Source organism: Bacillus sp. bc15 (genome assembly GCF_900142585.1).
GTDB lineage: Bacteria > Bacillota > Bacilli > Bacillales > Bacillaceae_G > Bacillus_A > Bacillus_A cereus.
Genome location: NZ_FRBJ01000007.1, coordinates 150769 through 165986, shown reverse-complemented (window position 1 = coordinate 165986; position 15218 = coordinate 150769). Strand labels below are relative to the sequence as shown.

Genomic DNA, 15218 nt, shown 5'->3' with positions numbered 1-15218 from the left:
AAAAAAAACCATTGACATAGGCTTCTGATTTAAGTATTGTATTCGAGTATGTTTATAATCAGGAGGTTTATATGAGCAATCAAACTACTACACATCATGTGAAAATGACAACAGCGGATCCATCTGGAATTGGTCTATTTGGATTAGCGATGGTAACACTTGTAGCATCATCTCAAAAGTTAGGCTTAACAGATGGCGTTTCACTTGTATTACCATGGGCAATCTTTTTAGGAGGATTTGCACAAATCTTTGCTTGCATTCACGATGCAAAGCATAACAATACATTCGGTACGACAGCATTTGGTGCGTACGGCCTATTTTGGTTAGGTGTTGGAATGACTTGGTTAATTCAACTTGGAGTATTTGGCGAAAAATTAGCACAAGTTGCAGATTCAAAACAGCTTGGTGTAGCCTTTATCGGATATTTGATTTTCACAATCTTTATGACGATTGGTGCAATGGAAACACATAAAGTATTATTTATGATCTTCGTCCTTATTGATTTCTTATTTATTGGTCTTTCATTAAGTACTTTAGGTGTTATGCCGCACGCAATGCATAATTTAGCAGCATATTCTGAACTTCTTATTTCATTATTATCTTTCTATGGTTCAGCAGCAGCAGTGTTAAACACACACTTCGGAAAAGTTGTTTTACCAGTAGGGAAGCCTTTTGGTATTTTTAAAAAGTAATAAAAAAGCACAGATGATTGTATAGTCATCTGTGCTTTTTTTATTTATTCCTCTATTTGTGGGCTGTCTGAAAAATCCTGATTGGTGAGGACTCATTAAAGTTTCACTTTATTTGAAATAAGTAATGTGAAATGTAAATAAAAGTAGAAAAAAATCAATTGAAATTGATTCTCATTATTAATATAATGAGAATGAGAATCATTTATTGTTAGAGGGGGATGCCAAAGTGGCAAAAATTTTAATAGCTTATGCAAGTATGTCAGGAAATACAGAGAGTATTGCTGATTTAATTAAAGTTAGTTTAGATGCTTTTGATCATGAAGTAGTATTGCAAGAGATGGAAGGCATGGATGCTGAAGAATTATTAGCTTATGATGGAATCATTTTAGGATCTTATACGTGGGGCGATGGTGAATTACCATTTGAAGCAGAAGATTTTCATGAGGACTTAGAAAATATAGATTTAGCTGGGAAAAAGGTAGCGGTATTCGGATCAGGTGATACGGCGTATGAACTGTTTTGTGAAGCGGTAACGATATTTGAAGAACGCCTTGTAGAACGAGGTGCAGAGCTTGTACAAGAAGGGCTGAAAATTGAATTAGCTCCAGAAGATCAAGAGGATGTTGAAAAATGCAGTAATTTTGCAATTGCATTTGCTGAGAAGTTCTAAGAATGGGAGTGTCAACGTGGAGACGATGTTAAGTGCAACTGCTATTACAAAGTTAAGAGATGGAAAACTGTTGTTAGCTACTACATATAATGGCTTATTTGTTGAACAAGACGGAGAATGGAAACGAATTTTAAATGGTTTTCAAAAACGAATTAGGGATTTACATAGCGAAGATAATGTAGTTTATGGTGTAGGTGACGAAGGGATTTTTATTCGTAGTATGAATGGTGGAGAGAACTGGACAATTCAGCGTTTTCCAACAAAAGCAACAAGTTGGAATGTATGTAGCAATGTACAAGGAACTGTTGTTGCTCATGGAGAAAAAACGCTGTATCTTTCTAATAATTTCGGTTCGACATGGGAGACTATTCATCCGTTTCTTGAGTATGGCAGTGCGGCACCGTCTATTCGATCATTATTTTTATATAAACATTACTTATTTATTGGTACGAAAATACATGCTAAGTATGGTGGTGTTTGGCTCTTTGATTTGAAGACACGTAAATTAAAGAGGATTAAAATTACGATGAATCAAATGATCTCTGCGTTGACTTTACACAATTCTTATTTAGTAGCGGCAAGTGGATCGTGCAAGGGAGTTAGCGGGAATATTTCTTATTGTAAAATAGATGACAGTATTGCGAGTGAAAAAATATATTGGCATACATGTCAAAGTGAGCAGAAAGCAAGTAGTTATTTAGACTTAAGTGTAGACCAACATGTCTTATATACAACTTCAACACAAAATAAGGCGGGTATTAGTAGTGTGTGCCGTGTACTTCTTGACGAAGGTATTGTTACAGTATGTGATTCAGTTAAAGGGCACGGATGGCGCATTGTTAATCAAAAAGATGGTTATGTAGTAGCTGGATCAGGTGAATTAAAAGCAATGCAGTGGGAACAAAAAATAATTTAAGAAAAAACTTTACTTTTATTATATTGATATGATATAGTATGTTTAAACCATTTTACTTTTAATAATATAGAGATTTAAATGAGCTGTAACTTCCGAGGAGGATAGCAATGTTAAATCTCCTCAGGGGTTGCAGTTTTTTAATATCTGGCTTATTATTGTAAGGTGGTTGAAAATGAATATGTACATATAGGTACATTGTAGGAGGATTTTTTTCATGCAAAACGGTAAAGTAAAATGGTTTAACTCAGAAAAAGGTTTCGGTTTCATCGAAGTTGAAGGCGGAGAAGACGTATTCGTTCATTTCTCAGCTATCCAAGGCGAAGGCTTCAAAACTTTAGAAGAAGGTCAAGAAGTTACTTTCGAAGTAGAACAAGGTAACCGTGGACCTCAAGCTACTAACGTAAACAAGAAGTAATTTTTGAAAAAAGAAGGGCTCGCCCTTCTTTTTTTTTTTTTTGCATTTTTATAGATGTCCTCCTACTTACATATCATAATAAGACTGAATTTTCATTTATTTATTCGAAGGATTTTTGTATAAAGTACATGAATAAATAAATACTGAAAATAGAGTGTTTGTGTGAAAAAGGAATTTAGAAAGAGGTAAATAAATTGAAAAACGCTACACATTTCATTGTGTTTGATATTGAGAGGAATTTCAGACCGTATAAATCAGAAGATCCGTCAGAAATAGTTGATATCGGAGCTGTAAAAATAGAAATAGGTACAATGAAGATAATTGAAGAATTTTCGGAGTTAGTAAAACCAAGTGCACGATTAACTCGTCATACAACAAAATTAACCGGTATTACGAAGAAAGATTTAATGGCTGTAGACAAATTCCCTCAAATTATAGAGAAATTTATTCAGTTTATCGGAGAAGATTCTATATTTGTTTCATGGGGAAAAGAAGATTATCGCTTTCTATCTCATGATTGTACATTACATGGTGTTGAATGCCCCATTATAGAAAAAGAAAGTAGAATTGATTTGCAAAAATTTGTTTTCCAAGCATATGAGGAATTGTTTGAACATACGCCAAGTTTACAATTTGCGGTAGAACAGCTCGCTTTAACGTGGGAAGGGAAACAGCACCGTGCTTTAGCAGATGCCGAAAATACAGCAAATATACTTCTTAAAGTGTATAGCGAGAGAGATATTAATAAGCGATACAAAAGACATGGTGAACTTGAACTTGTAAAAAACGGAAAACTAACAGAAAAAGCGAAAAAAAAGATGCGGAAATGGGTGTTTAAAGAACTAAAGAAAAATACAGAACGCCCTTTTGAATGGAGTACATTTGAAAGTAGTGACACGTGGGAAAGTATAACGGAAAGATATTATATAAGTGAAAATACAGTAGAACTCCTGAAAAAACATTTTCGTACGGCAGTGAGAAAAGCGGAACGACAGATTAGGTATTTGGCTGAGATGGAGGAGAATGTAGAGGTTAAATGACATTCTCCTCTATTTCTAGCTACATAAATTTAACATCATTATACTGATGGATGAATAAAGTATTCATATTAAATAGGAATTGATTTGTTGTGATTAGGCCATTATAATTGCTTTGAAAATTAAGGGGTGGTAAGAATTTTTAAATACATTCATAAAATTAGAGCCCATAGAAATGAAAGAGGGTAGAGTTAAATGGAAGCAATCTTTAACATTGTAACAGTTTTAGTTTTGGGGATAATATTTGCCACGCTATCAGCAGTAATTATACTTCCTTTCATAGCAAAGAAGAAGAATTGGAAAAAGCTTAATATATCTTTAAAGCGTGGTGTATTAAAGGTTAAAATCGAAGAATAAAATATGAGTTTTATACAAGGGAGGTGTGATAGTGATAGACTTGGATATTAAAGATGTCACCGTACAGATGGAATTAAACGGTGTCTTTTGGAATGAGGATGGGGTTGCTGAAATGACGGTGACTACAAAAGCTGAGTATTCTCTTCTTCTTCGTTTAGTAGTTGACTTAAAAAGTAAAACTATTAGGGCGACAAGTGCCGACATAGTAAATGGATTCTGCCCTCTGTGCAAACAGAAAAAGGACAAATGTAGTGAACTTAATGACCTACAAAACAAAATGGGAATTTTAGAAGAAGCCTACGATTGGGTGAGAGAGCATCCGGAATATCGTTTTCAATTATCTTTTTACGAGTATAATAAATTTGAGGTAGTGAAGTGAAGCTTTCATTTTACCAACATACATAGTGACTACTCTAATGGAAATACGCTTGTACAACAAGGAAGGAATTTACTGGATTCTGCAACAAGTGTTATCTTGGATTAAAAATAAATATTTTTGTTATAAAGCAGAAAAACTGATTCTTAGTAGAATCGGTTTTTTATATAACTATAAAATATGTCCACAATAAAAGAGCGCTTATTAAAAGCGCTCGGTAAAAATAGTTATATGGAAGGATTTATTCAATCCCGTTCGGATCATAAGAATATTGCTGCTTATTCTCAATCCGCTCAATCACATCTTGCAACTCATCCGGCTTCAGGAATTCAATAGGAGAGAAGCCTTTCTCAAACGTAAGTGTATCAGCCTCAATCATTAATACGTATCGGTCATTTACCTTCGCAATATGTATTTGATCCCCGAAATCAGCAAGCAAAGCCTTCACAGAGATATGATCTGCTTTTAGTTTTAATTCCACTTCAGGAGCGTGCTCGACGATTTGAGCGGTAGCTTCCATTACTTCTTCGGTTGAAAATTGTTCCATAATTTCCCGCTTCGGACTAGCAGCCCATACTTCCATCGCTTGGTCGAATTGTTCGCGTTCTTCCGTACCTTCTTCAAATACATCTTCAATTTGGTCGTATACCATGTCCATTACTTGTGTTTTCATAATTTCAGGCATAGAGCGTTCATATTCGACGAATTTTAAGAAGTCTTCAAAGTAGCGGGCATGTGATGCTTGGTGTATTTTTAGTTCGCCTACTTCAACCATACCTTCTTCAGGCATGTATGGGTATTGGATAGATTTCATATTCTTTGTTGTGATGGCCATTTCAACGTTACGAATCAGTGTGGATTCATCAGAAATAGAAGCAACCTTTGGTTCGAAGTCGCATTTCATTACGAATACGAATGGGTCATCAAAGTATTTTCGAAGTTTTGCCTGAGCAATTAAAAATACACCACCGCGTACAGCGCTTGTGTCAAGATATGTATAAACGAGAGGTTCGCTCATATCTTTAAAGTTGTCCTTTGTTTCTGCAAAGCGAATACGATTAAAAAGGTTGTAATGAGGGTTTGAATCAAGTTCGTGCCCCTCCTCTACAATAAAGCGACCAATTTTTGTTGGGGCTTGTTCTGTTTTTGCATGACGTTCTACTTTTCGCTTCGATATTTTTAATAACTCACCATTCAAAAATTCTTTTAAGGAGCTATCTTCATATTCTTCAGCGTCTAAAGTTTGAAAATGTTTGTAGCGTTTATCAACTGCTTCACCTTTTCCTTCTACTTGTACAACATAAAAGGAAAGATAATTTATTTCAAAATCCATATTTATCACCTTGTTTCATTTCATTAACTCTTATCAGTATAGAGATGGAAAAAACTTTCGTCAATTTATATAAGGAAGGGGGAGCCCCTTCCTTATATAATTTTTATTTTCTCGATTAAAATCCGTCTTCTAATGCTGCGAATGGAATGTTTAGTCTGTTTTCTACTGTACGTAAACGTTGGTTTAAGCGGTTTAGTCTACGTGTATGGCGCTCAACTGTATTTTCTAGTTGACGTACTCTTTGTTCAAGCTCATTTACGCGTCTTTCTAATTGACGATTTCCAGTGCCAGGAAAAGAGATTGGAAGTTGGAATTGTCTATTTTGGTCATATGGATTCGTTTGCTCTGCTTGATCTATATTAGATTGGTATTGTGCTTGTAAGTCATACTGTGGTTGTTGGTACGCATATTGATTATATGGATCATATGGATTGTAGGGATACATAATAACATCCTCCATTTCTTTAAAATAGGTTGAATTCACCATAATGTATGTGCAAAAGCGGAGCGGTGGCACGGCAAATACCTATTTATGTTGACGGGATTTCTCTTTATCCCGCATTAACGGGCAGTAAGACCCCACTGATTAAAGTTTCACTTTATAAAAAATAGCTTGAGGGTTTTTGATTTGTATTTCTTTTGCTTGATGGTATATACTGGATAAAAGAGAGAGTTTACATAAAAGTTACAATTCTATCAAACTCAAACTTTTATGTAAATATGTATAGACATTTATAAAAGAAAAGAGTAATTTATATAGAGTGAAAAATAACTTGTAACATTTTATAAACATATTGTAAAATGATTGTAACAAAACATACATAAAAATGAAATAAATACATAATAGTGATGTTGGGGAAAGGGAGAGAGTATATTGTTCCGTAAAGTAAAGGGTATATTAGTTGGGGTGTTATGTGTAGCTGTAGTGAGTGGCTGTGGTGCAAAAGTAAGTGATGTTGCATTGGTAAGTGATATTGGTGGGCACACTGTAGAGGCTAAAGCAGAAGTGCAGGATACTATTAGTTTAGTTGATGGTCGAACTGGTACTGAAGTGAAAAAATTAGATTTATCTGGTTTAGGCTATTTTGAAGATGAAGCGAAATTTAAAAAGTCTGTAACAAAGGTTGTTGGTGAGGTTGGAAAAAGCGTCGACAAAAAAATGGTTCCTTCACGTATAGCACCTGATGGAAGTTGGCAAGAAGGAAAACCTTCTTATGAATTAATGGAAAAAGAATTAGTAGATAAATTGTTAAACGTTGGTATGTGGGATGCTACGTATCAGTTGCCGATTGTGGAGAAAAAACCAGTCGCAACATTAAGTGATGCGCAAGGAAATGGTACGGTAATTGGTAGATATGAAACGAACTTAGGTGGTTCAACAGGTGGCCGTATTGAGAATATTCGTTTGTCAGCAGCGAGCATAAATGGAGTTGTGTTAGCAAAAGGAGACCGTTTCTCTTTTAATTCTTTAATCGGTGATACAACACCAGATAAAGGATATCAATTAGGGAAAGAAATAGTTGATGGTAAATTAGTAGATGGATATGGCGGTGGTGTTTGTCAAACATCTTCAACTTTATACAATGCAGCAGATCAAGCTGGCCTGAAAATGGTGGAGAGAACTACACATTCTAAAACGGTAGGTTATGTTCCACAAGGAAGAGATGCTACAATTGCATATCCATATTTAGATTTAGTATTTGAAAATACGAATGATGCACCTGTGAAGCTTTATATGGGCATTCAGGGTGGAAAGCTAGTTGCTGAAGTACATAAAATGAGATAAGAGTTATAAAGCCCCCTTTTCTGAAAGTTAGAAAAGGGGGCATTTTATTATGAAAATAAAAATGTATGTAAATTCTGACTTTTCTTATTTACATAGGATGATTTTAGTTGTATCCTTCATAGTAACGGTTATATGTAATGGGAAAATATAGGGATAAGGAGATGAGGTTATTCATGGTACAAATTCATCCGAAAACACGTATTGGTCATGTTGAATTTAAAGTGAAAGATTTAGAGCGTCAAATTTCTTTTTATGAGAATGTTGTAGGATTAGAGGTAATTAAGCAAGAGGGGAATAAAGCATATTTATCTGGAAAAGGTGGAAAAAACGCGTTACTTGTTCTTGAAAAGATAGAGGACGGGGTACTGCAAGAACCGCGTACGACTGGTATATATCATGTAGCCTTTTTAGTTCCGACTCGTGAAGCTTTTGCTTCTGCGCTATTTGGGGTTCTTCGTAATAAGAATGTAATTGACAGCCCGGCTGAGCAAGAAGGGCGTTATACATATTCAAATGAAATTTTACCAATTTCAAGGTTTAATAGTGCAAGTGATCATACATATAGCGAAGCTTATTATTTGCAAGATTTAGAGGGGAATGGTATTGAAATTTATGCAGACCGACCGCGCGATCAATGGGGAGAAGGGCCAGGAGGAAGTACACCACTTGATTTAAAAGAATTGGCAACACTCGTTGATTATGAGTTTGATGGTTTGCCTGCTAATACTGTCGTTGGGCATGTACATTTACGAATAGCTGATGTAGAGAAATCACATGAATTTTATGTGGAAACAGTAGGTTTTGAAGTACAGCAGCGTGAAGAGGATTGCTTATTTATTTCAGCAGGGGGATATCATCACCATATTGGTGCAAATACGTGGAACGGAGTAAACAATCCACACCCACCAGTACATGCAACTGGACTAAAGGTATATGCGATTGTACTACCGCATAAAGAAGCGTTAGATGAAGTGAAAGAAAGATTAATAGAAAAACAACATGAAATAAATGAAACTACAAATGGGTTTGCGGTAGTAGATCCAAGTGGTATTACAGTGCAGTTTGAAATAGAAACAGTGTAAAAGAAGCGAGAAAGTGTATAATCACTTTCTTGCTTCTTTGTGATCATTCATATCTCAATCCAATATCTTCTTACTACATTCCCATCTTCCTCAGTGAAATCATCATTACGAAGCCCACCGTTATGTAAAATCGTTTTTTCAGAAGCGGTATTCACTGCGTCGCAAACGACAAGTACTTTCTCGATGTTTAATTCCTTCGTTTTTTCTAGCGATAATTTTAATAACTTTGTAGCATAACCTTTTCTTCTTTCAGAAGGGCGAATGCCATAACCAATATGACCGCCAGCGTTAAATAAATGTTCGGTTAAACTATGACGTATATTAACAGCTCCCACAATTTTATTTTCATCTGTAACAAGCCAATATGTAGAATCTGGTACCCAAGTTTCAGGGATATTTATTCCGTTATGCGCATCGAGAAGTTCTTGAACCATAGCTGGGAAGTTGGCAGGATTTTTTGTGATAACCCACGGGATCATTGTTTCACCGCTATCTTTCCATTCGTTATAGAAATCTAAGTATTCTTCTTGTAAATCAGTAGTAGGTGTAAGTAATGAGACGTTCATTGTTAGTAAGCTCCTTTATTTATGTAGTTTTTATAAAAAATTATGAAACAAAGTGAAAGCGTTTTCCAAAATTTCTCAACCTAATTTCATGCAATCCACCTTTGGTTTTTTAGAAAATTAGTGAAGGTTTAAAATTAGGAGTTATTTATTTTATGTTAATATTTAAAATATTAACATAAAACAGTCGGAGTATTAAGTGTATTTTAGTGGTATTCTTTCATGTTGATAAATGGATGTTTGTGATAATTTTTGTTTTATCTATCTATAATGAATGAAAGGGGGAAGTGCCCGTGAGTGTAGATTTTGATTTTATTATACGAATCGGTGTTGCTGGCTTGTTAGGAGCAATGATTGGTATTGAAAGAGAAATTCGATCGAAAGAAGCTGGATTAAAGACTCATTTCCTCGTAGCGGTAGGAAGTGCGTTAATAATGGTTGTTTCGAAATATGCCTTTTCAGATATTGTGTATGAAGAGCATACGTCTCTAGACCCAAGTCGGATTGCGGCACAAGTCGTTAGTGGAGTTGGTTTTTTAGGTGCAGGCACAATTATTATTCAAAAGCAGGCGGTGAAAGGATTAACGACCGCGGCTGGTTTATGGGCTACTGCCGGTATAGGATTAGCAATTGGAGCGGGAATGTATGTAGTAGGCATTGGAGCGACGATTCTCGTTTTAATTGGTTTAGAAATTGTAAGTCGTATTTTTAAGGTGCAATTTTTATTTCCACAAAATATAACAGTGCAAATGTTTGTAAATAAACATGAAGCGGTACAACAAATATTAGAAACACTACAAGTGAAAGGCATCCCAATACTCTCATATGAGGTGGAAGCTTCACAGCAAGGTACAGAAACTGTTTATAAGGTAGGGATGCAACTGAAAAATATATCGTCAGAAGAAAAGAATGAGTTTATTCAGCATATGCAAACATTACCGGAAGTTACATTTATAAAGTTAAAATCATAGTGTTGAAAACGAGGATAGATGTAGCAGGAATTTTGCTATTATCTATCTTTTTTTGATATAAAATGCACGGAAAGTCAAGCGTTAATTTTATATGGAATGGATACATGTGTGAACGTTACCTTATTTTTTTCTCAATACAGGACAAAAAGTAAAAATAGTAAAATAATGGAGCGGGACACTAAAAATGTAAGGTAGGGGAGAGCATGAAAGGCTATTCAAAGAAAATGTTAGTAGGGGTAAGTTTTGCTAGTTTAATGTTAGGGAGTTTTCAAGGAGTAAGTTTGGCAGAAGATACTAAGGGAGAGCAAGTTTCTTATCGAAATGTGCTCAAAATGGAGCCAGTCGGTGTACAACTACCAGTACAAGAATTAGCTCATTCATCGAAAGTGCTCGAAAGCAAGTCTTTTGAGAAAAGGTTACAATTTGCCGATTTATCACAAAGACCACCTGAGGTGAAAAAAGAAAGTAAGCAATTAGCTGTAGCGAAAACTTATACAATTGCCGAATTAAATCAATTAAGCAATCAGCAGTTAGTAGATTTACTTGTAACAATTGATTGGGAGCAAATTACGGGGCTATTTCAGTTTAATATAGACAGTCTAGCATTCTATCAAAATGATAGTAGGATGCAGGCGATTATTGATAAATTGAAGCAGCAAGGACAAGCCTATACGAAGGATGATTCAAAAGGGATTGAGACATTAGTAGAGGTAGTACGTTCAGGGTTTTATTTAGGATTTTATAATTCGGAACTTAGTAAATTAAATGAACGGAGTTATCATGATAAATGCTTACCTGCATTAAAAGCGATGGCTAACAATTCAAATTTTAAGCTGGGTACATTAGAGCAAAATAGAGTGGTATCATCATACGGAAAGTTAATAGGAAACGCTTCGAGCGATGTGGAAACGATAACATCGGCTGCAAAGATTTTTAAACAATATAATGATAATTTTTCTACATTAGTAGATAATCTTTCAGCTGGAAATGCTATTTACGATATTATGCAAGGTGTTGATTACGACATTCAATCGTATTTGTACGATACGAGGAAAGCACCGAAAGATACAGTATGGTATCAGAAAATAGATAGTTATATTAATGAATTAAGTCGTTTTGCATTAATGGGAACGATTACAGCAAAAAACGGTTGGCTTATTAATAATGGCATTTATTATACAGGTAGACTCGGTATGTTCCATAGTACAGGAACGAAAGGGTTACAAGTTGTAACAGATGCGATGAAAATGTATCCGTATTTAGGGGAGCAATATTTCGTAGCTGCTGAGCAAATTGCAACGAATTATGGCGGAAAAGATGCAAATGGTAAAGTGGTGAATTTAGATCAAATAAGAGAAGATGGAAAGAAAAAATATTTGCCAAAAACGTATACGTTTGATGATGGGGCAATTGTTTTAAAAGCTGGAGATAAAGTGACAGAAGAAAAAGTAAAACGTTTATATTGGGCGGCAAAAGAAGTAAAGGCACAATTCTATCGTACGGTTGAAAGTGATCAACCTTTAGAAAAAGGAAATCCTGATGATGTATTAACGATGGTTATTTATAATAGCCCAGCAGAATATCAATTTAATCGTCAATTGTACGGTTATGAAACGAATAACGGTGGTCTTTATATAGAAGGAACAGGTACGTTCTTTACTTATGAGCGTACGCCAGAAGAAAGTATTTATAGTTTAGAAGAATTATTCAGACACGAGTTCACGCATTATTTACAAGGTAGATATGAAGTACCAGGGTTATGGGGACAAGGGAAAATATATGAAAATGAAAGATTATCTTGGTTTGAAGAAGGAAATGCTGAATTTTTTGCAGGGGCAACGAGAACGGATAATGTTGTACCGAGAAAGAGTATTATAGGAGGATTATCTTCAAACCCAGAGGAGCGTTATACGGCAGAGCGAACGTTAAATGCAAAGTATGGAACGTGGGATTTCTATAATTATTCCTTTGCTTTACAATCGTATATGTACAATAAGAGATATGATATGTTTGATAAAATACATGATCTTATTAGGAAAAATGATGTAACAGCATATGATGCATATCGCTCTACATTAAGTAAAGATGCGAATTTAAATAAAGAATATCAAGACTATATGCAAATGCTAGTTGATAATCGTGAGAAATATAATGTGCCATTAGTATCAGACGATTATTTAGCGAATCATGCATCGAAGCCAGTTTCAGATATTGCAGCAGAAATAACAGCGGAAGCAAAATTGAAAAATGTATCAGTGAAGAAAAATAAATCACAGTTCTTTAATACATTCACACTACAAGGAACATATACAGGAACTGCAGCAAAAGGAGAATATGAAGATTGGAAAACAATTACACAAAACGTTAATGATACGTTAAAACGTTTAAGTGCAAAGGAATGGACAGGCTATAAAACAGTAACAGCATACTTCGTAAATTATCGCGTGAATGCATCAGGACAATTTGAATATGATGTTGTGTTCCACGGTATTAATACAGAAGAAGGTGCAGAGAATAAAGCACCAGTTGCAGTTATAAACGGTCCGTATAGTGGAAATGTAAATGAAGCAATTTCATTTAAAAGCGACGGATCAAAAGATGAAGACGGGAAAATTACTTCGTATAAATGGGAGTTTGGTGATGGAGCAGTAAGTAATGAGCAAAATCCAACTCACGTATATACAAAAGAAGGAACGTATACAACGAAATTAACGGTAACAGACGATAAAGGAGCAACTAATACTGCTACAGCGACTGTAACTGTTCAAAAGAAAGAAGATAACAGTGTAGAAAAAGAACCGAATAACTCATTCCAAACAGCAAACAAACTGCAGTTAAATCAAGTCTTACGTGCTAGTTTAGGAAATGGCGATACAAGTGATTTCTTTGAAATTAATGTGGAGACTGCTAAAAACCTTCAAATTAACGTAACGAATGAAAATAATATCGGAATGAACTGGGTACTTTATTCTGAAGCAGATTTAAATAATTATGTTACGTATGCTCAGCAGCAAGGGAATAAACTAGTAGGTAGTTACTACACGTATCCAGGGAAGTATTATTTACATGTGTATCAGTATGGCGGGGGGACAGGGAATTATACGGTGGAAGTGAAGTAGTAAAAAGGGAGTTGTCTTTTTCAATGAATGGCACAAGGTCTGTACTTTAATGGAAAAACAACTGTAGGAAATGTCTATAATGATAATAACAAATTAAGTGTCGAGAGATGTTATATTTACATTAAACCAATCTAATCAGTAAATGAGATAAAGTCGATGAACTAGTATTTCATCACGATGTAAGAAAAGTTATAAATATTAAGTGTTTTTAATTGAATTAAACTAAAGGATCAGAGTATATCTGTAACAATAGATAAGCTCTGATCCTTATTATTTTTAATTAATATACATGAATTTAAGATAATTAATAAGTAAGCTAGCGCTAGCGGGATTCTTAAAATTCATTTATGTAATTAACTAAACAGAAAATTTTTATCGCATTAGTAAGGGATACTAATAGAAAAGCGTGTCCCTTTACCTAAGTTACTCTCTATCTCTATATCTCCGTTTAATTCTTTAATAATACTATAAGCAATCATAGTACCAAGCCCAGTTCCTTTTTCTGTTGTTGAATAGAATGGCAAAGCAATTCGTTTTATTTGTTGAGATGACATCCCAATTCCTGAATCAATAATATCAATTATGATATTTCCTTTTACTTTTTGTATATTTATTTGTAATAATCCACCATTTTTCATAGCCTCAATTCCGTTTTGGATGATGTTGTTTAGACAGAGTTTGAATTTTTCGGGGTCCCCATTTATATAAAAGGAATCTGTACTATTTTGTTTGATTTCAACTTTGTATGATAGAGCGAGTGGTGAAATAGTATCTTTCACCTGATTTAAAATGTGATTAATATCTATTTTCTCTTTTAGGGTGTTCTGTGGTTTGGTTAAAGATAAATAGTTATTAATAGTAGATTGTATTTGCTGCATTTCAATTAACATGATTTCTAAGTATTGATCCTGAGATAGCTTAGAGGCATGTTTTTCATTTAATAATTGAGTGAATCCATGTACCGTGGTTAGTGGATTGTGGATTTCGTGTGCAATTGACGCTGCTAGTTCGCTAGCTATATAAAATTTTTCAGCCCGTTGTAGCTTTTCTTTCATTTTATATTTCTCGATCATTCCCTCTATTAAATAAACTGATAATAATACTGTGAAAATATTAATGATTATGTAATTTAATAAAAATTCTATGAGAGTAGAGTCTATTTTCCCTCCTGTATGTATTTGAGTTACAATACCGCAAATAGAAAGTGAAGTTGTACATACTAAAATAAGGAGTAAGCTTAATAATACTTTTTTTTCTTTAATATACATAGGTAATAAGTAACGAAAGAGCATTGTTATACCAAAAATAATAGTGAAGATAATAAATGATGGAAGAACGCCATTTCCGCCTAAGTAAAACCGATAAGAAAGATATAAAATTCCTATAAAAACAATGTTTTTTGTATTTCCATATAGAAAAACTAATATAATAGGAATAAAACGTAAATCATAAATAAATCCCACATGTAAATGAAAAGGAAAAGTCATACAAAAAATAATAGCAATGGAGGAAAGGATAGAAAATAATATATTATTACATGTTGTTTTTTCTTTAAACTCTAGCCAAAATACGTGATAGCTAAGGATACAAATTATTATAATAAAGGTATTTAATAAAAGAGTAGAAATTCCCATAGTTTTGCATCTCCAATAGTTTGTAAGTAGAATTATGTATGAGTTGGACATAGATGTTTAGTATTAGTAGACTTTTTATCTAAAAAAGGAAGGGTACTTGAAAAATGCTGTTATATTACTCGTATTAAAATTGATAAGGAAAATAGAAAAAATCTATTTAAATTTATGTACATATGAAATTATAAACTAACTTTTGTATAGGTAAAATTGGGATTGAGTTACTGATAAAATAAGGTTTTTTAAGTATGAATATTCTGTAAAAATGAT

Annotated in this window: 15 protein-coding genes; 11 read left to right on the top strand and 4 right to left on the bottom strand. The window is 34.1% G+C overall.

The features are described from left to right. Nucleotides 1–71 precede the first annotated feature (71 nt). From BUA87_RS21400 to BUA87_RS21375, 7 genes are all read left to right on the top strand, one after another. A complete protein-coding gene (locus tag BUA87_RS21400; RefSeq protein WP_000070945.1) occupies nucleotides 72–692 on the top strand; it encodes an acetate uptake transporter in 621 nt (206 codons plus the stop codon). A 226-nt stretch (nucleotides 693–918) separates the two neighbouring features. Continuing rightward, nucleotides 919–1362, top strand: a complete 444-nt coding sequence (locus BUA87_RS21395) for a flavodoxin (protein WP_001062759.1) — start codon at nucleotides 919–921, stop codon at nucleotides 1360–1362. A 16-nt stretch (nucleotides 1363–1378) separates the two neighbouring features. Further along, entirely contained in the window at nucleotides 1379–2278 is a 900-nt protein-coding gene (locus BUA87_RS21390) for a WD40/YVTN/BNR-like repeat-containing protein (RefSeq protein ID WP_000449497.1), read from the top strand. A gap of 214 nt (nucleotides 2279–2492) precedes the next feature. Further along, nucleotides 2493–2693 carry a cold shock-like protein CspB gene (gene cspB / locus BUA87_RS21385; RefSeq protein ID WP_001179150.1) on the top strand — a complete coding sequence of 67 codons (201 nt, stop codon included), beginning with the start codon at nucleotides 2493–2495 and terminating at the stop codon, nucleotides 2691–2693. A 194-nt stretch (nucleotides 2694–2887) separates the two neighbouring features. Then, entirely contained in the window at nucleotides 2888–3733 is an 846-nt protein-coding gene (locus tag BUA87_RS21380) for an exonuclease (RefSeq protein WP_016512466.1), read from the top strand. A gap of 192 nt (nucleotides 3734–3925) precedes the next feature. Next, nucleotides 3926–4087, top strand: a complete 162-nt coding sequence (locus BUA87_RS31425; protein WP_000387293.1) for a hypothetical protein — start codon at nucleotides 3926–3928, stop codon at nucleotides 4085–4087. Between the two features lie 31 nt (nucleotides 4088–4118). Next, entirely contained in the window at nucleotides 4119–4466 is a 348-nt protein-coding gene (locus BUA87_RS21375; protein ID WP_000566112.1) for a hypothetical protein, read from the top strand. Nucleotides 4467–4704: 238 nt separating this feature from the next. Here BUA87_RS21375 and BUA87_RS21370 read toward each other — a convergent pair whose 3' ends face one another. Both BUA87_RS21370 and BUA87_RS21365 read right to left on the bottom strand, forming a co-directional pair. Next, complete coding sequence (locus tag BUA87_RS21370; RefSeq protein WP_000345035.1) at nucleotides 4705–5796, bottom strand: DUF3900 domain-containing protein; 1092 nt, start codon at nucleotides 5794–5796, stop codon at nucleotides 4705–4707. Nucleotides 5797–5911: 115 nt separating this feature from the next. Next, entirely contained in the window at nucleotides 5912–6241 is a 330-nt protein-coding gene (locus BUA87_RS21365) for a hypothetical protein (protein WP_000283707.1), read from the bottom strand. Nucleotides 6242–6670: 429 nt separating this feature from the next. On the opposite strand from BUA87_RS21365, the gene BUA87_RS21360 reads away from it, so the two are divergent. Together BUA87_RS21360 and BUA87_RS21355 are read left to right on the top strand one after the other, a co-directional pair. Then, nucleotides 6671–7582, top strand: a complete 912-nt coding sequence (locus BUA87_RS21360) for a VanW family protein (RefSeq protein ID WP_000488980.1) — start codon at nucleotides 6671–6673, stop codon at nucleotides 7580–7582. 173 nt (nucleotides 7583–7755) lie between these two features. After that, complete coding sequence (locus tag BUA87_RS21355; protein WP_000249882.1) at nucleotides 7756–8664, top strand: VOC family protein; 909 nt, start codon at nucleotides 7756–7758, stop codon at nucleotides 8662–8664. Between the two features lie 47 nt (nucleotides 8665–8711). Here BUA87_RS21355 and BUA87_RS21350 read toward each other — a convergent pair whose 3' ends face one another. Then, nucleotides 8712–9230 (bottom strand): GNAT family N-acetyltransferase, encoded by a 519-nt coding sequence (locus BUA87_RS21350; protein ID WP_001103133.1) that lies wholly within the window; start codon nucleotides 9228–9230, stop codon nucleotides 8712–8714. Between the two features lie 290 nt (nucleotides 9231–9520). Between BUA87_RS21350 and BUA87_RS21345 the strand changes: the two genes are divergently transcribed. Continuing rightward, a complete protein-coding gene (locus tag BUA87_RS21345; protein WP_000109730.1) occupies nucleotides 9521–10198 on the top strand; it encodes an MgtC/SapB family protein in 678 nt (225 codons plus the stop codon). Nucleotides 10199–10401: 203 nt separating this feature from the next. Beyond that, the gene (gene colA, locus BUA87_RS21340; protein ID WP_072940750.1) at nucleotides 10402–13317 is read left to right on the top strand and encodes a collagenase ColA; all 2916 of its coding nucleotides are present in this window, start codon (nucleotides 10402–10404) and stop codon (nucleotides 13315–13317) included. A 380-nt stretch (nucleotides 13318–13697) separates the two neighbouring features. On the opposite strand, the gene BUA87_RS21335 is transcribed toward colA, so the two are convergent. Continuing rightward, nucleotides 13698–14951 (bottom strand): sensor histidine kinase, encoded by a 1254-nt coding sequence (locus BUA87_RS21335; protein ID WP_000513023.1) that lies wholly within the window; start codon nucleotides 14949–14951, stop codon nucleotides 13698–13700. Between the last annotated feature and the right edge of the window lie 267 nt (nucleotides 14952–15218).

Bases quoted from the DNA above. Each gene is read 5' to 3' on its own strand.
- BUA87_RS21355 (WP_000249882.1), top strand. From the start codon at position 7,756: ATGGTACAAATTCATCCGAAAACACGTATTGGTCATGTTGAATTTAAA.
- BUA87_RS21370 (WP_000345035.1), bottom strand. From the start codon at position 5,796: ATGGATTTTGAAATAAATTATCTTTCCTTTTATGTTGTACAAGTAGAA.
- BUA87_RS21350 (WP_001103133.1), bottom strand. From the start codon at position 9,230: ATGAACGTCTCATTACTTACACCTACTACTGATTTACAAGAAGAATAC.
- BUA87_RS21335 (WP_000513023.1), bottom strand. From the start codon at position 14,951: ATGGGAATTTCTACTCTTTTATTAAATACCTTTATTATAATAATTTGT.
- colA (WP_072940750.1), top strand. From the start codon at position 10,402: ATGAAAGGCTATTCAAAGAAAATGTTAGTAGGGGTAAGTTTTGCTAGT.
- BUA87_RS31425 (WP_000387293.1), top strand. From the start codon at position 3,926: ATGGAAGCAATCTTTAACATTGTAACAGTTTTAGTTTTGGGGATAATA.
- cspB (WP_001179150.1), top strand. From the start codon at position 2,493: ATGCAAAACGGTAAAGTAAAATGGTTTAACTCAGAAAAAGGTTTCGGT.
- BUA87_RS21400 (WP_000070945.1), top strand. From the start codon at position 72: ATGAGCAATCAAACTACTACACATCATGTGAAAATGACAACAGCGGAT.
- BUA87_RS21365 (WP_000283707.1), bottom strand. From the start codon at position 6,241: ATGTATCCCTACAATCCATATGATCCATATAATCAATATGCGTACCAA.